The sequence below is a fragment of the Micromonospora sp. SCSIO 07396 genome (genome assembly GCF_053667945.1).
Genome location: NZ_CM132210.1, coordinates 5,968,950 through 5,988,689 on the forward strand (window position 1 = coordinate 5,968,950; position 19,740 = coordinate 5,988,689).

At 71.9% G+C, this 19,740-nt stretch carries 30 protein-coding genes; all 30 read left to right on the forward strand.

The annotated features are described in order from the left end of the window. The first annotated feature begins 80 nt into the window (after positions 1-80). The 30 genes from ACWCHM_RS26005 (at position 81) to ACWCHM_RS26150 (ending at position 19,739) form a co-directional block, all read left to right on the forward strand. On the forward strand, positions 81-908 hold the full coding sequence (locus ACWCHM_RS26005; RefSeq protein ID WP_454220154.1) for a hypothetical protein: 828 nt from the start codon (positions 81-83) through the stop codon (positions 906-908). Continuing rightward, positions 905-1,645 carry an ATP-binding protein gene (locus tag ACWCHM_RS26010; RefSeq protein WP_454220155.1) on the forward strand — a complete coding sequence of 247 codons (741 nt, stop codon included), beginning with the start codon at positions 905-907 and terminating at the stop codon, positions 1,643-1,645. Before ACWCHM_RS26005 ends, ACWCHM_RS26010 begins: the two co-directional genes overlap by 4 nt. After that, entirely contained in the window at positions 1,639-1,872 is a 234-nt protein-coding gene (locus ACWCHM_RS26015; RefSeq protein ID WP_454220156.1) for a hypothetical protein, read from the forward strand. Before ACWCHM_RS26010 ends, ACWCHM_RS26015 begins: the two co-directional genes overlap by 7 nt. Beyond that, positions 1,869-2,390, forward strand: a complete 522-nt coding sequence (locus ACWCHM_RS26020; RefSeq protein WP_454220157.1) for a helix-turn-helix domain-containing protein — start codon at positions 1,869-1,871, stop codon at positions 2,388-2,390. The genes ACWCHM_RS26015 and ACWCHM_RS26020 overlap by 4 nt, the downstream gene beginning before the upstream one ends. Positions 2,391-2,399: 9 nt before the next feature. Further along, on the forward strand, positions 2,400-2,777 hold the full coding sequence (locus ACWCHM_RS26025) for a hypothetical protein (RefSeq protein ID WP_454220158.1): 378 nt from the start codon (positions 2,400-2,402) through the stop codon (positions 2,775-2,777). Positions 2,778-2,788: 11 nt separating this feature from the next. Next, positions 2,789-4,222, forward strand: coding sequence for a hypothetical protein (locus ACWCHM_RS26030; RefSeq protein ID WP_454220159.1), 1,434 nt, complete (start codon positions 2,789-2,791; stop codon positions 4,220-4,222). Between the two features lie 3 nt (positions 4,223-4,225). Beyond that, entirely contained in the window at positions 4,226-4,516 is a 291-nt protein-coding gene (locus ACWCHM_RS26035; RefSeq protein WP_454220160.1) for a hypothetical protein, read from the forward strand. Between the two features lie 3 nt (positions 4,517-4,519). Continuing rightward, positions 4,520-5,281 carry a DNA cytosine methyltransferase gene (locus tag ACWCHM_RS26040; RefSeq protein WP_454220161.1) on the forward strand — a complete coding sequence of 254 codons (762 nt, stop codon included), beginning with the start codon at positions 4,520-4,522 and terminating at the stop codon, positions 5,279-5,281. After that, complete coding sequence (locus ACWCHM_RS26045) at positions 5,278-5,460, forward strand: hypothetical protein (RefSeq protein WP_454220162.1); 183 nt, start codon at positions 5,278-5,280, stop codon at positions 5,458-5,460. The genes ACWCHM_RS26040 and ACWCHM_RS26045 overlap by 4 nt, the downstream gene beginning before the upstream one ends. Further along, on the forward strand, positions 5,457-5,678 hold the full coding sequence (locus tag ACWCHM_RS26050; RefSeq protein ID WP_454220163.1) for a helix-turn-helix domain-containing protein: 222 nt from the start codon (positions 5,457-5,459) through the stop codon (positions 5,676-5,678). Before ACWCHM_RS26045 ends, ACWCHM_RS26050 begins: the two co-directional genes overlap by 4 nt. Positions 5,679-5,687: 9 nt before the next feature. Next, the gene (locus ACWCHM_RS26055; RefSeq protein WP_454220164.1) at positions 5,688-6,296 is read left to right on the forward strand and encodes a hypothetical protein; all 609 of its coding nucleotides are present in this window, start codon (positions 5,688-5,690) and stop codon (positions 6,294-6,296) included. Between the two features lie 26 nt (positions 6,297-6,322). Beyond that, a complete protein-coding gene (locus ACWCHM_RS26060; RefSeq protein WP_454220165.1) occupies positions 6,323-6,601 on the forward strand; it encodes a hypothetical protein in 279 nt (92 codons plus the stop codon). 56 nt (positions 6,602-6,657) lie between these two features. Beyond that, positions 6,658-6,957 (forward strand): hypothetical protein, encoded by a 300-nt coding sequence (locus ACWCHM_RS26065; RefSeq protein WP_454220166.1) that lies wholly within the window; start codon positions 6,658-6,660, stop codon positions 6,955-6,957. 122 nt (positions 6,958-7,079) lie between these two features. Further along, positions 7,080-8,063, forward strand: a complete 984-nt coding sequence (locus ACWCHM_RS26070) for a tyrosine-type recombinase/integrase (protein WP_454220168.1) — start codon at positions 7,080-7,082, stop codon at positions 8,061-8,063. A 14-nt stretch (positions 8,064-8,077) separates the two neighbouring features. Then, entirely contained in the window at positions 8,078-8,452 is a 375-nt protein-coding gene (locus ACWCHM_RS26075) for a DUF6221 family protein (protein ID WP_454220169.1), read from the forward strand. A gap of 71 nt (positions 8,453-8,523) precedes the next feature. After that, positions 8,524-8,790 carry a hypothetical protein gene (locus ACWCHM_RS26080; protein WP_454223184.1) on the forward strand — a complete coding sequence of 89 codons (267 nt, stop codon included), beginning with the start codon at positions 8,524-8,526 and terminating at the stop codon, positions 8,788-8,790. A gap of 597 nt (positions 8,791-9,387) precedes the next feature. Further along, entirely contained in the window at positions 9,388-9,945 is a 558-nt protein-coding gene (locus ACWCHM_RS26085) for a hypothetical protein (RefSeq protein ID WP_454220170.1), read from the forward strand. Further along, positions 9,890-11,440: a hypothetical protein gene (locus tag ACWCHM_RS26090; RefSeq protein ID WP_454220171.1), complete on the forward strand. Its 1,551-nt coding sequence runs from the start codon at positions 9,890-9,892 to the stop codon at positions 11,438-11,440. The genes ACWCHM_RS26085 and ACWCHM_RS26090 overlap by 56 nt, the downstream gene beginning before the upstream one ends. Before the next feature lie 14 nt (positions 11,441-11,454). Then, entirely contained in the window at positions 11,455-11,670 is a 216-nt protein-coding gene (locus ACWCHM_RS26095) for a hypothetical protein (RefSeq protein WP_454220172.1), read from the forward strand. Then, positions 11,657-13,045: a phage portal protein gene (locus ACWCHM_RS26100; protein WP_454220174.1), complete on the forward strand. Its 1,389-nt coding sequence runs from the start codon at positions 11,657-11,659 to the stop codon at positions 13,043-13,045. Before ACWCHM_RS26095 ends, ACWCHM_RS26100 begins: the two co-directional genes overlap by 14 nt. 37 nt (positions 13,046-13,082) lie before the next feature. Further along, a complete protein-coding gene (locus ACWCHM_RS26105) occupies positions 13,083-13,961 on the forward strand; it encodes an HK97 family phage prohead protease (RefSeq protein WP_454220175.1) in 879 nt (292 codons plus the stop codon). A 3-nt stretch (positions 13,962-13,964) separates the two neighbouring features. Beyond that, positions 13,965-15,587: a phage major capsid protein gene (locus ACWCHM_RS26110; protein WP_454220177.1), complete on the forward strand. Its 1,623-nt coding sequence runs from the start codon at positions 13,965-13,967 to the stop codon at positions 15,585-15,587. Then, positions 15,587-16,000 carry a hypothetical protein gene (locus ACWCHM_RS26115; protein WP_454220178.1) on the forward strand — a complete coding sequence of 138 codons (414 nt, stop codon included), beginning with the start codon at positions 15,587-15,589 and terminating at the stop codon, positions 15,998-16,000. Before ACWCHM_RS26110 ends, ACWCHM_RS26115 begins: the two co-directional genes overlap by 1 nt. A gap of 33 nt (positions 16,001-16,033) precedes the next feature. Beyond that, the gene (locus tag ACWCHM_RS26120; RefSeq protein WP_454220179.1) at positions 16,034-16,483 is read left to right on the forward strand and encodes a hypothetical protein; all 450 of its coding nucleotides are present in this window, start codon (positions 16,034-16,036) and stop codon (positions 16,481-16,483) included. Position 16,484: 1 nt separating this feature from the next. Further along, complete coding sequence (locus ACWCHM_RS26125; RefSeq protein ID WP_454220180.1) at positions 16,485-16,721, forward strand: hypothetical protein; 237 nt, start codon at positions 16,485-16,487, stop codon at positions 16,719-16,721. 9 nt (positions 16,722-16,730) lie between these two features. Next, positions 16,731-17,546: a head-tail connector protein gene (locus ACWCHM_RS26130; protein WP_454220181.1), complete on the forward strand. Its 816-nt coding sequence runs from the start codon at positions 16,731-16,733 to the stop codon at positions 17,544-17,546. A gap of 3 nt (positions 17,547-17,549) precedes the next feature. Beyond that, the gene (locus ACWCHM_RS26135) at positions 17,550-18,020 is read left to right on the forward strand and encodes a hypothetical protein (RefSeq protein ID WP_454220182.1); all 471 of its coding nucleotides are present in this window, start codon (positions 17,550-17,552) and stop codon (positions 18,018-18,020) included. Positions 18,021-18,037: 17 nt separating this feature from the next. Next, positions 18,038-18,238 (forward strand): hypothetical protein, encoded by a 201-nt coding sequence (locus ACWCHM_RS26140; RefSeq protein WP_454220183.1) that lies wholly within the window; start codon positions 18,038-18,040, stop codon positions 18,236-18,238. Further along, a complete protein-coding gene (locus tag ACWCHM_RS26145) occupies positions 18,238-19,227 on the forward strand; it encodes a phage tail tube protein (protein WP_454220184.1) in 990 nt (329 codons plus the stop codon). The genes ACWCHM_RS26140 and ACWCHM_RS26145 overlap by 1 nt, the downstream gene beginning before the upstream one ends. Then, entirely contained in the window at positions 19,224-19,739 is a 516-nt protein-coding gene (locus ACWCHM_RS26150) for a hypothetical protein (protein WP_454220185.1), read from the forward strand. Before ACWCHM_RS26145 ends, ACWCHM_RS26150 begins: the two co-directional genes overlap by 4 nt. Position 19,740: the final 1 nt, after the last annotated feature.

The following is a 19,740-nucleotide window of genomic DNA, read 5'->3' on the forward strand; positions in this document are numbered from 1 at the left end:
GCCGCCCGGCCCCACTTCCCCGGGGCCGGGCGGCCACCCGAACCACACGAGCACGACGACATAGATCAGGAAGGCACGACGTGGCGCGCATCCGCTCCATCAAGCCGGAGTTCTTCACCTCCGAGGTGGTCGCCTCGGTGCCGATCTCGGCCAGGCTTACCTTCATCGGCCTGTGGACGCACGTCGATGACAACGGCGTCACCGTCGACAACCCGAAACTCATCACCGCCGCCCTCTGGCCCCTTGAGGATGACCCTCGCGAGGCTCTCGCGAGAACCTCCGGAGACCTCGCGAGCCTCTCCACGGCCGGTCTGATCGCCCGGTACGAGGTCGCCGAACGCCACTACCTGTTCATCGTCGGGTGGGACGAGCACCAGCGCGTCTCCCACCCCAGTAAGGCTCGCTACCCGCGACCGCCGGAGCCCTTGACCAGCGAGAACATCCCCAGTCCCGCCGTCTCCGGAGAGCCTCCGGAGACGCTCGCGAGCCCTCCCGAAACCCTCGCCCCTGAGCAGGGAGCAGGGAGCAGGGAGCAGGGAGCAAGGAACAGGGAGCAGGAGAGCCCGCGCAAGCGCGGCACCCGCCTCCCCGACGACTTCGCCGTCACCGAGGCGATGAAGACCTGGTTCGCCGCCAACTGCCCCGGCGTCGACGGGCGCCGCGAGACCGAGAAGTTCTGCAACTACTGGACCGCGAAGTCCGGCAAGGACGCCACCAAGGTCGACTGGCCGGCCACCTGGCGCAACTGGATGCTCCGCGCCGCCGACGACCGGCGGGGCCGGCCGGGCGGGGCTGGGGTCGCCACCGGTGCGAACCGGCACACCGACGACCGCCCCGACAACAACCCGTTCCGCACCGGCGAAGCCATCGCCACCTACGCCAGCCAGACCGCCGGGAGCCTCCGATGACGACCGCCCCGATCCGCGACGCCCTCAACCTCACCGCCCGCGACCACCAGGGCCGCACCCTCGGCGACTGGCGGAACCGCATCGCCCGCCACGCCCCGACCACCGACGGCCCCACCCTGGAGCAGATCCGCCTCGACGCCGACCGCGCCGAGATGAACGCCATCCGCTCCCGGCAGGCCGCCAACCGGGCCGTCGTCTACACCCGCCGCCGGCCCTCCCGCTACGCCACCGCCAGCTACGACCGGCTCCGGCCCGACCAGAACCCCGGCGGCAAGATCGCCCGCTGGTGGGACGCCGGCCCCCGCACCCTCGTCCTCGCCGGCCCCACCCGCACCGGCAAGACCACCGCCGCCTACGCCATCGGCAACGACGTCCACGGCCGCGAGCAGTGGGTGATGGTGTGGACCGCCGCCGACCTGTCCGCCGCCCTCAAGCCCGACAGCGCCGAGCCCCTCGCCTACGACTACGCCACCACCTGCGGCCTCCTGATCCTCGACGACCTTGGCCGGGAGCGGGTCACCGACTGGTGGCTGGAGCAGCTCCAGCGCATCGTCGACCACCGGTGCGCGCACGAACGCCGCATGGTCGTCACCACCAACACCGGCGCCAACGCCGCAGCCGTCTACGACGAGCTGTCCGCGCGGTACGGACACCCGGTGGTCGAGCGGCTCCTCGACGGCGGCGGGCTGCTGGTGCTCGACGGGCCGCCGGTGCGGCGGGTGACCGCGGAATGGTGACGCCTCCCGCCTGCGCGACGCCCGGCTGCGGCCGGCCCGCCGTCGCCGCCGTAACCACCACCGCCGCCCGCATCCAGGTCCGCACCGACCGGCTCGACGACGACCGCACCGCCGCCGCCTGGGCCGACTGCCTGCACTGCTGGGCCTGCACCACCGCCGCCGTCGACCAGCACATCGCCACCGCCCGACACACCCGCCACGAGACCGAGGAGACGCGACCCCGATGAGCCGCCGCGCCAACTCCGCCCGCAGCCACCCCACCCGCCAACACCTCGGCCAGCAGATCCGCGACCGCCGCAACGCTCTCGGCATCACCCAACGCCAAGCCGCCGACATGATCGGCATCAGCCAGTGCTCCGTGACGTACATCGAGCTGGCCAGCCGCGACGTCCTCACCAGCAGCCTCATCGACCTCGCCGCCGTCGTCGGCCGGCACCTGGCCGTCGTCGCCGAACACCACCTGCCGCTGCTCGCCCTCACCCCCGCCGAGATCCGCGCTGTCGCCGACTGCGTCGAGGGGTGGCTCGACCTGGGCGACGACCCGACGCTCCGGTCCGCCCTCAGCAAGCTCACCGCCGCCGACTCGGACCTCGACGCCGACACCTACCCCGCCGACTACGACCTGGCCGCCTGCCAGCCCGCCGACACGACCGCCGACACCACCCCGGGTCGGCCGCACCGCGACGAGCCGCCCCTCGACCGCGACGTGGTCGACGTCCACCTCCCCGCCAACGACATCGCCTGAGGAGACCCGATGCGACGCCTGACCATCACCCTCTGCGGCAGCACCCGCCGCCACGCCCACGACCTCGCCCGCGTCCACCGCGCCCTCGCCCTCGCCGGGCACCTCGTTCACGCCCCCTGCCCGCCCCTGCCTGGCGAGCCGGCCCCCACCGCCGAGCAGCTCAACCGGCTCACCGAACGCCACCTGGCCGCGATCGACGCCAGCCACCTGGTCCTCGCGATCGTCCCCGACGGCCCCGGCGAGGCCACCCGCGCCGAGATGGCCTACGCCGCCCGGTACGCCCCCGCCTCCTGCTGGGTGACCAACGTCGACGCCCTCGTCGGCGACGTGGACGCCTGGCTCGACGGAGCCGACCTCCACCCCACCCTCCAGCCCGCCACCGCCTGAGGAGACCCGCCGTGCCCACTGACCGGACTCTCGCCGCCATCGACGCCACCCTCACCGCCACGGAGGCCCCCGCCATGACCACCCCGCCCAGCCCCGCCGACCGCATCCCGCTCCGGACCGAGCTGTCCACCGCCGGCCAGCTCGCCCAGGCGCGGGAGACGATCCGCGACCTCCGCATCCAGCTCGACCGCGCCGAGGGCGAGGCCCGCGCCATGGTCCGCGACCGTGACGCCGCCCTCGACGAGCGCAACCAGGCCCGGGAGCAGCTCGACAACGTGACAGCCGACCTCGACCACGCCCAGAGCGTTGCCGACCGACTCCGCGAGCAGCTCCGCGCCAACGGCACCCTGCTGGCCCGGCTGCGGGACCTCGCCGAGCAGGCCGACCGGGCATGGGCCGCCCACGACACGGTCGGCGAGCCGGCCCCGGCCGACGACCAGGACGACGACGGCGCGGCCGAGCGGGACGACTGCGAGCGCCTCGCCGATGCCCTGGAGCACGCCGAGAGCGTCCTCGTCGACAATCGCGACCGCATCTGGCGACCCGCCCCCGACGGCGCCACCTACCACCGGCACCCCTTCGGCCGCCGCACCCGCGACACCCTCGACCGCCAGTACGGGCCCACCCAGACCGCCATGCTCATCTGGCTCGACGGGCAGGACGACGAGGACGACGAGGTCGGCCGATGCGAACACGACGTCAGCCTCGACGACGAATGCCGCCAATGCCTCATCGACACCTACGGGCCCGACGCGGGAGACAGCCAGCCGGAGGTGCCCGCGCCGTCCCCCGGTTCCGGCCCGGCCCGCGTGCAGGGTTCGCCGGATCGGGTCGCCCAGGCCGCCGGATGGATCGCCGCCGCCGGCATCCCCGTCATCGACCGGGACGTCCGCGCCTGGCTCGACCGGCTCGGTGTGCCCGTGCCGGTGGGCATCTGGCCGCTGATGACCGAGATCCGCCGGGCGGTGATCGCCGCCGGTGACGCCGGGTACGCCGCCGCGCCGGAGCCGATCCGCCCCGCCGACTGGGAGCAGCGGGCCATCGACGCCGTCCGCGAAGCACTGCAAGCCCCCCCGTTCGTCCACCCCGCAGTCCGCGCCGCCGCGATCGCCGTCCGCGCCATCATCGACGCCGGCCTCGTCGGCCCCGGCGGACGTTGCCCCGACTGCGGCTCCACCTACCCGCGCACCCTGCCCCCGGGCGAGGACGCCCGCTGCTGGACGTGCAGCACCGAGGACCAGACCGGCCTCGACGAGCCGGACCCCGCCGACCTCGACGCCCACCGGCCCACCGTGACCGCGGTCCTCGACGGCATCCGCGCCGGCCGGGACGCCACCCTGGCGCAGATCGAACGCGACGCCGCCCAGCACCAGGACGCCGTGCTCGCCGGGACCGTCCGGGACGAGATGACGCCCGCCTACCCGGCCACCACGCGGGAGGACTGACCGGTGGATGCCCTCACCGCCGCCTGGCGACGCCACGACGCCGGCCAACACACCGCCGAAGATGGGCAGCTCTTCGCCGACGAACTGGCCCGCGCCTGGGCCACCCACGAGCAGATCCGCACCCTCGTCTGGCCCCTCGCCGCCGGCCCCGACGGCACCACCCACACCCCGTGCGACGACCCCGACTGCACCCACGACGGCGACGAGCCGGGGCACGCTCGGTGCCTCGCCGCCCGAGTGCTCGCCGTCCTCCACGCCGCACCAGGCCGCCCCGCCAACACGCGGGAGGGCTGAGCGGTGCAGCCGCTGACCTACCTGTCGCTGTTCTCCGGAATCGGCGGCCTCGACCTCGGCCTCGACCGCGCCGGTTGGCACTGCGCCGGCCAAGTCGAACTCGACCCGTTCTGCCGTTCCGTACTCACCCGCCACTGGCCGGAGGTGCCCAAGCATGACGACGTCCGCACTGCCGTCGACTGGTGGACCACTCGACCAAGACCCCCTGTTCGACTGGTCGCCGGCGGCTTCCCCTGCCAGCCCTTCTCCACGGCCGGTCTGCGCCGCGGTACGGGTGATCCCCGCTGGGGCTGGCCCTGGTTCCGCAACGTGGTGCGCGCAGTACGACCCGACTACGTCCTCGTGGAGAACGTCGCAGCTCTCCTTGACGACGCCGACGCCTTCGGATGGATGCTCGGTGACCCGGCCGAGGACGGGTTCGATGCGGACTGGACGGTGCTATCCGCGTGCGCCGTGGGCGCCCCACACACACGGGAACGACTGTTCGTTCTGGCCCACGCCAACCGCCTCGATGGGACGCCGGGGCTGGGGACTTGGCAGTGGCCGCCAGCGGTACCGCCGCGAGACGTACGAGCGGGTGCGTGGCTTCATCCGATCGACGGGCTCATGGAGGCCGAGCGGCGAAGCGGTCGAGTGGCTGATGGGCTTCCCGACGAACTGGAGCCGGCCCGCGTCAAGGGACTCGGCAACGCCGTCGTCCCCGCCGTCGGGGAGTTCATCGGCCGCATGATCGCCGCGCATGCCTGCTCCGGAGCGCCCGCGTGACCCGCCGCCGTCTGCTGGCCGCCCTCGCCACCGCACTGGTGGCGGGGGTGGCCGCCACCCTCGCACTCGCCGCAGCCGCCGACGCCTGGACCCACGACGGCGCCGCCGTCCTCGTCGCGGTCGCCGCCGCCTGGCTCGGCTCCACCATCCCGCACCTGCTCCGCCGGAGGACCCGGTGATCGAGCTCCTCACCACCGCCCAGGTCGCCGCCATCGTCGGCATCAGCCCCGAGACCGTCCGCGGCTGGTGCCGACGACACGGCATCGCCAGCCACCGCGTCCTCGGCCACCAGCGCGTCTACTACCCGACCGCCCCGGTCCTCGCCGCCATCGTCGGCCCGCACTACGCCGCCGACCGTCTCCACCGCTTCATCCGCAACCCCCTCAACCGCGCCTGAGGAGCCCCGTTGACCCCGCACCACCTCCACGCCACCGCCGCCGCCTGGTCCCTCGCGGACGCCCTCGCCCGGCTGGAGACCGCCGCCCGCGCGGCCATCGCCGACGCCGTCGACGGCGACCGAGGCGCGTACGACATCGGCATCCCCAGCCAGCAGTTCGGGCGCCGCACCAGCCTCGGCGGGTACGGCGACCCCACCGCAGACCTCGCCACCGGCGCATGGGCCCCCGGCCGACCCGACCCGGCCGCCGCCGCACTCGGCGACCTCCTCCGCGCCCTGGACCCCGTCGCCGGCACGCTCCCGGGTGCGCCCGGCATGGACCCGGTGACCCGCATCCGTCGGGCCATCCCGGCGATGTCCGCCCACGCCGCCCAGCGCACCGCTGACGCCCTCGCACACCTCGACCAGTCCGCACGCCGGGTGCTCCGGATCGGAGCCGCCAGAGTGGCGCTCAGCGGGCCGCACCCCTGCCCCGACTGCCGCCAGCGACGGCTGGAGGTGACCACTGTCGGGCCGGAGACGGACCGGGCCGTGGTGTGCGCCGCCTGCAACGGCATCTGGCCCAGGGCGTCCGTGCTCGGCGCGGTCGCGGGGGCCGTGCCGGGGACGACCAACTGACCCGACCTACCGACCGAAGGAGCACCGTGATCGTCACCGTCACCCCCACCCTCATGGACGGCACTGTCGTCCGCTGGCACTGGGGCGAGTCCGACGCCAACAACCCCGGCATCGAACCCATCGTCAGCGCATCCCGCAACGGCGTCCGGGTCGGCGTCTACCTGCACCAGGTGCCGGCCGACGTGATGGCAGCCGCCCAGCAGGCGTACGACGCGCTGTCCCGCGACCACCACGCCGACCTCAAGCACCTGGCCACCCATCGGCGGCGAGGCCTGTTCGGGCCGCTGGAACCCGTCACCGCCTGACCCGTCCGGCCCGGGGTGCACGCGCGCCCCGGGCCACCCGACCCGAGGAGACGACCATGGCCACCTGCCACCTCTGCCCACCCGACGACAACACCGTGGACGACCACGACATCCTCGACCACCTGCGCGTCATCCACCCCGACCAGTACGGCGACGGCCCCGACCGGTGGCCCGACGGGCAGCCCGTCATCGTCGACACCACCCTCGACTCGGCTGATTGGGCCTGCGGAGCCTTCCAGCCCGTCAAACCCGGAACTGGTCGAATGGCCTACCGCTGCACCGAGCCCCAAGACCACCCGGACGGCCACCGCGCCGTCCTCGACGGCAAGGTTCTCGCCGAGTGGGCCCGCCGCTGACGGACCCGATACCCGTCATTAAGGGGTTAGATCCACTTCGGATTCGGGCCCCATCAGCACCCCCACCACCACGACACCACCCCACTACCCGGATAGATCCACTACACGAACAGGGCCCGGAGATGACCGACCTCGTACCCGTCACCACCACCCGCGACCGACTCCACGACCAGGTCGCCGTCTTCCTCCGCAGCCTCGCCAGCCCGCACACCGCGAAGAGCTACGGGTACGGCCTGCACTCGTGGCTCGACTGGTGCCAGTTCCACCGCGTCGACCCTCTCGACGCCGTACCCGCCCACGGCCAGCTCTGGTCCACCGCCCTGCGCGACGCCGGCTACAGCGACGGCACCCGCGCCAACCGACTGTCCGCCGTCCGCTCGTTCTACGAATGGCTCGACGAGCAGGACGTCCCGTTCCGCAAGAACCCGGCGAAGTTCAAGGTCGGCCGCCCCAAGGCCAACCCCGTACCCACCCCCGCCCTGTCCGCCGAGCAGGTCGTCGCCCTCCTCGACGCCGCCGACACCGACACCCCCCGCACCGCCGCCATCGTGTGGACCCTCGCCACCACCGGCCTGCGCGTCGCCGAACTGCTCGCCGCCGACATCGAAGACCTCACCCAGGACCAGGGCCACACCGTCCTGCAGGTCATGGGCAAGGGGCGTCGCCGCCGGGCCGCCCTGCTCATCCCCGCCGCCCACCAGCGCATCACCGCCTACCTCGCCACCCGCGCCGACGTCGACCGGCTCCCCACGGTGAGCGTCGGCGCCCGACCCCGCCGGCCGCTGCTCGTCACCGACACCGGGCAGCGCATCGACCCGCGCAACCTGCGCCGGCAGCTCGTCCGCCTCGCCACCGAGGCCAAGCTCCCCGAGTCGCTCATCGCCAAGATGGGGCCGCACGTCCTCCGGGCCACGTTCGTCACCCTCAACCTCGCCGCCGGCAAGGACCTGCGGGTCGTCCAGTACGCCGTCGGCCACGCCACCCCCAGCACCACCGAGGGCTACGACCGATCCCACCTCAACCCCGACCAGCACCCCGCCTACGCCCTCATGGGCGTGCTCGCCGCCGCCCGTGTCCGCCGCACCAGCCAGCCGCTCGACCAGTGAGGGAGGATCGGACCATGGACGACCTGGTGACCTGGCTTCGCGCCCAGCTCGACGACGATGAGCAAGCCGCGATCGGGACCGGCGCGACGGGCCATCCGGCCTGGCGAGTCGTCGTCACCGATGCCCAGTCCTCGCCGACCCCGGCTCAGGCCGCGCACATCGAACGCCACGGACCGTGGAGGGTGATGCGGGAGGTGGAGGCCAATCGGCGCATCCTCGACCGCCACGCCTCATACGACTTCCCGGCTGACACGGAAGACGGGCCCGGAGCGTACTCATGGACCGGCCGCTGCGACCACTGCCACGAGCCGTGGCCCTGCCCTGACCTCCGCGACGTTGCCTCGCAGTACGCCGACCGGCCCGGCTATCGCGAGGAGTGGCGACCGTGAGCACCCGCCTCTGCGGCCATTGCGGCTCCGTCCTCGGCCCCACCGGCCACTGCCCCGGCGACACCCCGCTCATCCAGCGCGACGGCGACGAGTACGGCACCGCCGCGCAGATCGCCCACCGCCTCGGCGTGGACGTCGACGCTGCCCTCGTCCGCCGCTGGGCCTACCGCTCCCGCCAGCCCCGTGGTCGGCTGTCCGGGCAACTCCCCGGCCACCACCTGCCCGGCCGAGGCAGGGGCACCACCTGGTACCGGTACGCCGACGCCGCCCAGGTGGAGATGCTCACCAGCACCAGCCCGACCGGCCTCAAGCGCGGCGAGTTGACGCCAGTTGCCTGACCGCGCGATCATCGTTGTCACATCCACCTCGTAGGCGAGGTGTGCCCACAGCCCGGACGTTGACCCAGCAGGGTCCGCCGGGCTGTTGCGTGTCCGGGGACGGGATGCGGGGCGCGGGGAGAGCGGGCCGGCTGCTGGCGGTGGTGGCCGGCCCGCACACCCGACGGGGAGGCGACCATGCCGAGCAGCCCAGCCACCACCACCGAGCGTGGCTACGGATGGGAGCACCAGCAGGCCAGGGCCGCAGCACTACGCGCCCTCCGCCCAGGCACACCCTGCCCCTTCGGCTGGTGCGGTCAGCCCATGACCAAGTCCATGTCCTTGGACTTCGACCACTACCCACCCCTCGCCCTGGGCGGTGGGCAGGGCAGAGGCACCCGCCGCCTCACCCACTCCTCCTGCAACCGTCGAGCTGGTCAAGCCATCGCGATGGAGCGCCGACGTCAACGTGCACAGCCCGAAGTGGTCAACTCGCGCAGATGGTGACCGAGGGTGCGGGTAGGGGGGCACCCTGACGACGCAGAGTGAGCCCTCCTGACCCCACGCTCTTTAGTCAGGCGTTTCTCCCCCCGCACGCTGGATCTGGAGGGCTGCCCGGTGGGCCTGTCGAACGCTGAGCGGCAGCGCCGTTACCGGGAGCGGAAACGGGAACAGCAGCGCGCCGACCAGGCGAAAGGCGGCTCGACACCTCCTCTGGCCGCAGCACCCGCCGTTACGGGTAACGCCGTAACGGACGCTCCCGAGCTGGGATCGCGCGGCCTGCGGCTGTGGCAGCAGGTCGCGGCCGAGCCGGGCGAGCTGAAGCCGAGCGAGCGGGTGCTGCTGGAGGAAGCGTGCCGGGTGGCCGACCGGCTGGACGTCATCGACCGGATCCTGCGCGGTGACGAGGACGCGTGGATGCGGCTGCACTCGGCGAACGACGACGGGTCGATCGTCAAGGTGGTGCTCAACCAGGCGCTGGCTGAGGCGAGGCAGCAGCAGATCGCCCTGAAGACGTTGCTGGCGGAGCTGCGGCAGAGCCGTTCCGCTGGCGGGAAGCAGCCGGCGGGCGGGCGGAAGGCTCCGACTGCGGGATCGGGAGGTGGTGGTGTCGGCGGCGGTGGCATCACGGACCTCACCGCTCGGATTGCTCGGCGGGCGCAGCCCACGGGTTGACAACCAGCCCGAGTCGACCGACTCGTACGGCCCGGAGGCTGTCGAGTTGATGCGCCGGGCCGGCATGCCGATGGACGCCTGGCAGGAGGACTCCATCACCGCCATGCTCGCGGTGAAGGACGACGGCCGCTGGGCGTGCTTCGAATACTGCGAGTGGGTGTCCCGGCAGAACGGCAAGGGCTGCCTGCTGGAGGCGCGGGCCCTGACGGGGCTGCTGCTGATCGGTGAGCGGCTGATCATGTGGTCGGCGCACGAGTACAAGACGGCGATGGAGTCGTTCCGACGCGTGATCTGGCTGGTGGGTCGGCTGGGCGTGAAGCTCTCCGACAACCTGTACGACGTCGACGGCGTACACCTCAAGGTCATCAACACCAACGGCGAGGAATCCATCGAGCGCCTCGACACCGGTGCCCGGATCAAGTTTGTCGCCCGGTCGAAGGGCTCCGGCCGAGGCTTCTCCGGTGACGTGAACCTGGTCGACGAGACGTTCGCGTACACGTTCGTGCAGCAGTCGGCGCTGATGCCGACCATGAGCGCCCGGCCGAACCCACAGATCGTGTACACGTCTTCGCCGCCGCTGACGGGGGATACCGGCGAGGTGATGTACCTGCTGCGGCGCCGGGGCGATCCGACGGTCCCGCGCGGGGCGGACGAGCCACCATGGGAGCCGGACCCGGCACTGGGGTACCGCGACTGGGGGCTGGGCGGCAGCTTGGAATTCCTCGACGGCATCGACCTGGACGACCTGCAACTCTGGGCTGTGGCGAACCCGTCGTTGGGTATCCGGATCAGCGTCGAGCACGTGCAGCGGGAGCGCCGGTCGATGCCGGACGAGGACTTCGCGCGGGAACGGCTCGGAATCTGGCCCCGCTTCGTAGGCGGCGACGAAGCGCCGGAGTGGCAGGTCATCTCCGAGGCGGCGTGGACATCGGCCCACGATCCGGGGTCACAACTGGACGGCCGGCCGGCGATCGGGGTGGTAGTGCCTCCAGACCGGTCGTACACGGCGATCGGCCTGGCGGGTGCCCGGGTCGGCGGCGGCCGGCATGTCGAGGTCGCCGGTGACGGCGTGGTGCTCGACTACCGGCCAGGCACCGCGTGGGTGGTCGCACGGTTGCAGGCCCTGGAGGTGCACCAGCCGTCGGTGCTCGTCATCGACGACAAGGCGCTCGCCGAGGAGGCCGAGAAGGCCGGGCTCGTGGTCCACCGGGCCACCCTCGGCGACGTGGTGACCGGGTGCCAGCTGCTCTACGACGGCGTCAGTCCGGAAGCCGCCGATGATCCGGAGCGGGCGGTCAAGCACATCGGCCAGCGGGAGTTGACCGACGCCGTGAAGGGCGCGGTGAAGCGCGACATCGGCGGGTCGTGGGCGTGGGCACGCCGGGACCTGACGGTCGACACCACCACCGTCGCGGCGGTGTCGCTGGCGCTGTTTGGGCATTCAACGCCGCGGGTGCAGCGGCAGGTTCGGCTGTTCTTCGCAGCCTGGCGGTGAGAGAGGTGTGACCGGTGACCAGCGTGCCCCTTGACCGGATCGCGGTCGCAACTCGGCAGTCTGACGTGCTGCGGTGGTTGGCCGCGGCGGCCCGCGTTCTGGTGCTCGTGGTGGGTTCGGTGCTGTACGGCCTTGGCTGGTCGGCCAGGACGGTGGTCACCGCAGTGTGGTTCGTGGCGACGTGGTGTGCGGCGGCGGTACGGCTCGGGTGGTCCGATGCGGCCGGGTGACGCCCTGGTCCGCCGGCCGCCGGGTCTGTTGGAGCGGATCTCGGCGGTCCGCCGGCCGGCCCGGTCGATCAGCACGGTCGACGACTACCTGGGCGCCCTGAACGAGTTCGTGTTCCAGGGCAACACGTACCCCCTTGGCGGTGGCGTCCAGCAGACCCTGGCCGGGGAGCGGGCGGAGCGGATCCCGAACAGCCTGGAGGGGTATGCGACGGCCGCGTACCAGGCGAACGGCGTGGTGTTCGCCTGCATGGCGGTACGGATGCTGGTCTTCTCCGCTGTCCGGTTCCAGTTCCAGGCGTTCAACCGAGGCCGGCCGTCGGTGATGTTCGGCGGCCGGGAACTGGAGCTGCTGGAACGCCCGTGGGCCGGCGGCACCACGCAGGATCTGCTCACGCAGATGATCCAGGACGCCGACCTGGCCGGGAACTCGTTCTGGACGGAGCACGACGGCGAGCTGGTGCGGATGCGCCCCGACTGGGTTGAGATCGTGCTGGCACCGCGCCGGCTGCGGGGCGGACAGCTCGGGTGGACACGGATGGGCTACCGCTACACCGAGGGCGGCACGGGCTCCGGTGCCGAGCCTGTGATCCTGCTGCCGGACGAAGTCGCGCACTTCGCGCCGATCCCTGACCCGCTGGCGACGTTCCGGGGCATGTCGTGGCTGACACCGGTGGTCCGGGAAATCCAGGCCGACGGGCTGATGGTGCAGCACAAGCGCCGGTTCTTCGAGAACGGCGCCACCCCCAACATGGTCGTCACCGGCATCACTGCGGCGAACCAGACCGAGTTCGACGCGATCATCGACATGCTGGAGGCGAACCACGCCGGGGTCGCGAACGCCTACCGGACGCTATACCTGGCGGCGGGCGCCGACGCGAAAGTCGTCGGCGCGGACCTGAAGCAGATCGAGTTCGCCACGGTCCAGGGTCGGGGTGAGACGCGGATCGCTGCGGCGGCCGGCGTTCACCCGGTCATCGTTGGCCTGTCCGAAGGCCTGCAGGGCAGCTCGCTGAACGCCGGGAACTACGGCCAGGCCAGGCGCCGCTTCGCGGACGGGACGATGCACCCGCTGTGGCAGAACGCCGCCGGGAGCCTGGAGCAGCTGGTAGCGCCGCCGGGGCCTGCGACACGGCTCTGGTACGACGCCCGGGACGTGCCGTTCCTGCGGGAGGACCGCAAGGACGCTGCCGAGATCCAGCAGACGAAGGCCCAGACGATTCGCACGTACGTCGACGCCGGATTCACCCCGGAGTCGGCGGTCGCGGCGGTCGCCGCCGAGGACGATGGCCTGCTGGTGCACACAGGCCTGTTCAGCGTCCAGCTGCAGCCAGCGAACACGCAGCCGGCCCTGCCGGCGCAAGCCGAGGGGGAGTAGATGATCAAGCCGGGACGGCTCCCCGTTGGGGGTTGCCATGCCTGAGAGGACCGTTTACCGCGACGACCTGTGCCGGCAGTCGCCGTTCGCGGTCCGGGACGCCGACGATGAGGCGGGCGACGGCCTGACCCTCGACGGCTACGGGGCGGTGTTCGACACCGTCACCACGATCTCTTCCTGGGAGGGTGAGTTCGAGGAGGTCATCGCCCGAGGGGCATTCCGCAAGAGCTTGCGGGAGCGGACTCCGAAGCTGCAGTTCGACCACGGCTATCACCCACTCATCGGCTCTATCCCTATCGGCAAGATCACCGAGATCGGGGAAGACGACCAGGGCCTGCACGTCCTGGCCCGGCTGCATGACAACTGGCTGATCGAACCGATCCGTGATGCTCTCGCTGAGGAGTCCATCGACGGCATGTCCTTCCGCTTCTCCGTGGTGCGGGAGGAGTGGCGCGACGCGACCGGGAAACTGATCAAGGCCGACGACGTGTCCAAGGCGTTGTGGTACCCGGCCGGCCTGGACTACGAGATCACGACGCCGCTACGCCGCACCCTCAAAGAGGTCAAGATCTCCGAGGTGGGGCCGGTCGTGTGGCCGGCCTACGACACGACCTCCGTCGGCGTCCGCTCCACCGTCACCATCGACCTGGGCCGCCTCCGCGACCCAGCCACCCGGCGCACCCTCGCCCGCGCGGTGTACCTCGCCGACGCGGCCGAGCGAAGCGCCACCGACGCGCCGCCCACCAACCAGGACCAGCCCAGCGAGCACCCGGCCACTCCGGCCGCGCCGCCCGCCGACCGGTCGTCGTCCGGTGAGCACCCGTCCGCCACGCCGCCGGCCAGCCGGCCGAACCCCGCCCGGGAGTTCGCGCAACACGCCCGCGGCTACCTGCTCTCGATCAACGAAAGGACCTGAACGATGGCGGACAAGCAGGGACGGTTCCGCCGGCTCATCATGGCCGGTGTCCCGCTCACCCCAATCGGCTACCGCAAGGACGGCCGTCCGATCTACCCGGTCGTCGGGGCCGACCCCCGCGACGCGTCGAACCGTACGGCCCCCACCCTCACCCACTCCCAGTCGGTGAACCGGCTCAAGGAGATCACCAGCGAACTGGAGCGGCTCGGCGAACTCGACGAGCTGACCCCGGAGGATGAGACGTACTTCGGGGAGCTCCGCGACGAGTTCACCTCCGTCGACAAGCACCGCAAGAAGCTGGAGCGCGACGCCGACCTGGCGGCGGTCCGGTCGGCGGCCAGCGGCGTCGGCGGCTACCGGGTGGCGCGCGGAACCCCCGGTAACACCGCCGACCAGGGTCAGCGGGACGCGATCCTGGAGCCGGACAGCATCGAGGACCAGCGGTTCCGCGACCCGTGGGACCTGTCGGAGGTCCGGACGTTCGGACGCTCCCGGGAGTCGGTCAACGCCGAACTGCGCTCGCGCGCCCTGGCGGCGATCGAGAAGATGCCGTCGGCGTCCGACAAGGTGCGGGAGGCCGCGACCAACATCGTCGAGCGGTTCGACGACAAGAACGCGACCCTGGCCCGGCTGGCGCTGGCGGCGAGCAGCCCCGCGTACATCCGGGCGTTCAGCAAGGCGGCGACGAACCGTCTGCACGAGCTGGACACCGTCGAGCAGCAGGCGCTGCAGGCCGTCCGGGCGATGAGCCTGACCGACTCCGCCGGCGGATTCCTGGTGCCGTTCCAGCTCGACCCGACGGTCATCGTCACCGCCAACGGCTCCCTGAACGAGATCCGGCGCATCGCTCGGCAGGTCGTCGCGACCGGCGACGTCTGGAACGGCGTCTCCGCCGGTGCCGTGTCCTGGTCCTGGGACGCCGAGGCCAGCCAGGTGTCCGACGACGCGCCGACGTTCGCGCAGCCAACCATCCCGGTCTACACCGCCCGCGGTTTCGTGCCGGTGTCGATCGAGGCGCTGCAGGACATGAGCAACGGTGCCGGTGAGGTGGCCCGGCTCCTCGCCGAGGGTCGCGAGATCCTGGAGGCGTCGGCGTTCGCGATCGGCTCCGGCTCCGGCCAGCCGACGGGTATCGTCACCGCGCTGACCGGCACCAGCTCGATCATCACCTCCGCAGGCTCCGACACGCTCGCCGTCGGCGACCTGTACGCGCTGCAGGGTGCCCTCCCGGCCCGGTACCGTTCCCGGGCGTCGTGGCTGGCCACGAACGCCTTCTACAACCGGGCCCGGCAGTTCGACACCGCGGGCGGCTCCAGCCTGTGGGCGCAGCTCGGCGACGACCGGCCCGCGCAGTTGCTCGGCAAGCCGATCTACGAGTCCGAGGACATGGACGCCACGATCACCGCGGCGGCCGAGAACTACATGTCCGTGTTCGGCGACTTCAGCAACTACGTGATCGCCGACCGGATCGGCATGACGGTCGAGTTCATCCCGCACCTGTTCCAGCAGACGACCGCCGGCTCCGGATTCGGCCGGCCGACCGGCCAGCGCGGCTGGTTCGCCTACTACCGCACCGGCGCGGACTCGGTCAACGACGGTGCCTTCCGGATGCTGAACGTCACCTGATGCGCCGGATCTACGACGAGCTGATCAGCCGGGTCGCGCTACCTGTCGCGGCCCGGCTGGCCGGCACCGCGACAGGCACCACCATCGACCGGACCGACCCGGCGGGCGGCACCGACAGCACCACCAGCGCCCTGCTGGTCGTGCTGGCCGGCACCATCACCGACGGGTCACACGCGGTCACCGTGCAGGTGTCCGACGACGGGTCGTCGTGGTCGACGGCCCCGGCGGAGCACCTGCAGGGTTCCCCGCCGACGATCACCTCCACCGACGACGACCGGCTGTTCGAAGTCGGATACACCGGCCCCCGCCGCTACCTGCGGATCACCGTCGCGACCTCGGGCGCCACCACCGGTGGCGTGTTCGGAGCGGTGGTCATCCTCGGCGGCGCGGGCCAGGTCCCCGTGCAGCGCTGACCAGACCAGCAACAATCAGAAGGGACCGCCATCGTGGCGACCGAGAAGAGCAACACCCCGTCAACCACCACCACACCGAAGGCATCCACGCCCCGGCAGGCGACCAGCAGCCAGCGTTCGAACCCGGCCGGCGGTCTCGCCGCCGAACTCCAGGCCGACCACGAGCGGCGCGTCACCGTGCCCGGCGCCCCGAACGTCGACGCCCGCCTCGACAACCGGACCGGCGACGACCGGCCGCCGGTAGAGTCGTGGCCGGCGAAGCCGCAGCAGGTCGACGGCCCCGACGTCATGGGCCAGGTCGAGCACACCCGACGGGTCCTCGCCGACCGCGACCGCGACAAGGACACCGTCGAGCGCAAGGGCATGTTCAGCCCCGGCCCGCACGGACTGTCCGACGAGTCCCTGCGCGACGGCCCCACCACCTTCGGCACCGAGGGGCTGACCGAGGCGGAAGCCGCCAAGGGCTCCCCGACGGCAGGCTGACATGGTCTGGCGCGTCAAGGAAGCCCACAGCTTCGACCTCGACGGGGTACCGGTCACGATGCGGGTCGGCACCCTCCTGGAGGACGACGACCCGCGTGTGGTCGGACGGGAGCGATTCCTGGAGCCGGCGCAGGAGGCGGCCCAGCGGGCGGCCGGTACGACGCCCGCGTCGGTGGAGACGGCCACGGCCGCGCCGGGCGAGCGTCGCTCTCGATCGAAGCCCAGCGACAGGCGGTAGGAGGCGACCGTGTACGACGTTGGCGACACCTATCCGGTCGTCTTCGAGGTCCGGTCCGGCGGTGTCCTGCTTGACGCGGCCGACGTCGAGATCACGGTCACCGAGCCGGATGGCGTCACGGGTGCGCCGGTTGTGCCGGCGCACCCGTCGATCGGCCGGTACACCTACGATTTCCCGATCACTCAGCACGGTCTGCACCGCATCCGGGCCGTCGCCACCACGCCGGACGTCGCGCATGTCGACGTGTTCAGCGCCGCCGACTCGTCCTGGCCAGCGTTCGTGGGCCTGGACGAAGCGAAGAGCCACCTGAACATAGCGCTGACGGACACCAGCCAGGACGATGAGCTACGGGCCGCGATCCTCAGCGCCTCGGCCGTGGTGGAGGACATCGTCGGGTCAGTGTCCCGCCGGCCCGTCACCGAGGTCCACTCGGGCCGAGGCCGGACCGCGATCATGCTGCGCGAGCGCCCTGCCCTGGAAATCACGGAGGTGAGCGAGGGCGGCACGGTTCTGGGCGTCGGCGCGTACTCCCTGTCGGATGCCGGGGTGCTGTTCCGCGTCGGTGGTCGCTGGCCGGACGGGTTCAACAACGTGAGCGTCGGCTACGTGGCAGGCCGGACAGCGGTGCCCTGGGCGGTGCTCGACGGCACCAAGGAGCTGATCCGGATCAACTGGCGTCCGCAGCAGGGCGGCAACTACTCGCCGTTCGACAGTTCCCCAGGCGCTGGAGCAGCTCCGGCGGGCGAGGTCCGGCTGGGCTTCTTCATTCCGAACACCGTTCGGCAGCGGCTACAAACCGCCGAACTCGCACCGTACGGGGCGTGACCTATGGCCACCTCGGCGATACCGGCGGCGATCGACTACCTCGTCGCTACGGCCACCGCGTTCCCGGAGTGCGCGTCGCCGGTGCGGGTGTTCGACGGCTGGCCGGAGGGTCGGGCGGAGACGGCGCTGGTGATCGGGGTGACGCCGGAGGATGCGGCAACCGAGAACGGCGTCACGCACGGCCAGCTCGGCGCGCAGACGCAGTGGGAGGAGTTCACCGTCCCCTGCATCATCTGGGCGCGGCGAGCCGGCGGTAACGCGATGAAGGCCGCCCGGGATGCCGCGTTCGTGCTGCTCAACGCTCTGGACACACACATGCGCACGCACCGCGACCTCGGTGGGGCGCTGAAGTCAGGGACGGCCATCGCGGCGAACGTGGTGGTGCGGCAGACCAACGACGCGGAGCAGGCCGGCGAGGGCCGCGTGTGTGAGATCAGTTTCGACGTGCTGTGCCGGTCGCGATCGGCCGCGTGAGCAGGAGGGAGGCCAGCGTGGCAAGGGTGAAGCAGCCGTACGACGAGCGGCGGTGGGTGCCGTGGATCGGCCGTGAGGTCGACCCGGGCGAGATCGTGGAGGTCCCGGACGTGGACCTGCCCAGCTACCTGGAGGCCGGCTGGTCGGCCGCCCAGGACAAGGAGACCAAGAAGGCCGTCGAGAAGCTCGACAAGGCCAGCACCGGTGGGGAGTCCTGATGGCGATCGGATCGGGCCTCGGCTCCAGCTTCGGTATGGCGCCGGAGGTGACCTACGGGACGTACGTCGCGCCGACGCGGTTCCTGGAGGGGACGGCGCAGCTGCGGAAGCGGAAGCAGACCTACCAGGGTGGTGGCCTGGCCGCCGGCCGGTACGTGCAGCCGGGTGGGCGCCGGTACGTGACCACGAAGGGCGCGAACGGCACCGTCAGCATGGGCGTCTACTCCAAGGGGCTGGGCCTGCTGCTAAACGGGCTGCTGGGTGGGACCGTCGCCCCGGTGCAGCAGGGTGCGACCGCCGCGTACCTGCAAACCCACGCGATGGCCGACCCGTACGGCAAGTTCTACACAATGCAGTCGGGAGTGCCCGACCTCGGCGGCACCGTGCGGCCGTACACGTTCCTCGGCTGCCAGATCATGGCGGCGGAGTTCAGCTGCGAGGTCGGCGGCGGGCTAACCGTGCAGTGGACGGTCGAGGCGCGGGACGTGTCCGAGGGGCAAACTCTCGCCGCGCCCAGCTACCCGGTCGTCAACGAGTTCCACTTCGCCCAGGCGGCGCTCAAGGTCGGCACGTACGGGGCTGAGGCGCAGGTCGACGGGGTGAGGTCGATGTCGCTGCGAATCGAACGGCCCCGGCACGACGGCGGCCCGTACATGGGCAACGCCGGCCTCCGGTCGCAGGGCGTCCTGAACGACTGGTCTGGGGTGTCCGGCACGGTCGGCGCGGACTTCCTGACCAAGGCGGACTGGGCGGATCGGTACGCGGCCGACACCCCGGCGTCGCTGGTGTGGGAGTTCACGGGCCCCCTGATCGCCAGCACGTTCTACGAGACGATCCGGTTCCGGGTGCCGCAGTTCTTCGTCAACGGGGACACCCCGACGGCGGACGGGCCCGGGGTGGTGAACACCAACTTCCCGATCGTCGGGCAGCACGACGGCACGAACCCGCCGATCACGATCGAGTACGTCTCGACCGACACGACGCTGTGAGCGGGGTCGAGGTACGCGGTGCCGACCGGTTCCGGGTGGTGGCGCGTCGCCTCCGCACGGCCGCCGACCGGAAGGACCTCGTCAAGGAGCTGCGCAAGGGCATCACCGCCGCGACGCCGACACTGAAGGATGCCGTCCGGTCGGCGGCCCCGTCGTACCTGCCGGACCGCTACGCGGGGGTGCTGGTTCCGGCTCTGCGGATGACGACCACGACGTCCACGACCGGCGACCAGGTGACTGTGCGGCTCTCGGTGACAGCCCAGGGAGCCAAGGGCAACCCCAGGCAGGTGGCGACGGCCGAGGCGGGCCGGCTGAAGCACCCGGTGTTCGGCCGGACCCGCCCTCTGAAGCGCCACGCCAAGCACCGGGCGACGTCCCGAGCCAACCCGTGGGTCACCCAGGTTGTCCGGCCTGGCTTCGTGACGAAGCCGATGCTGGCTGAGGTCGGCGCAGTGCGTAAGGAAATCGAGGGCGCCGTCGACCGGGTCCTCGCGAAACTCACGGAGGGCTGAG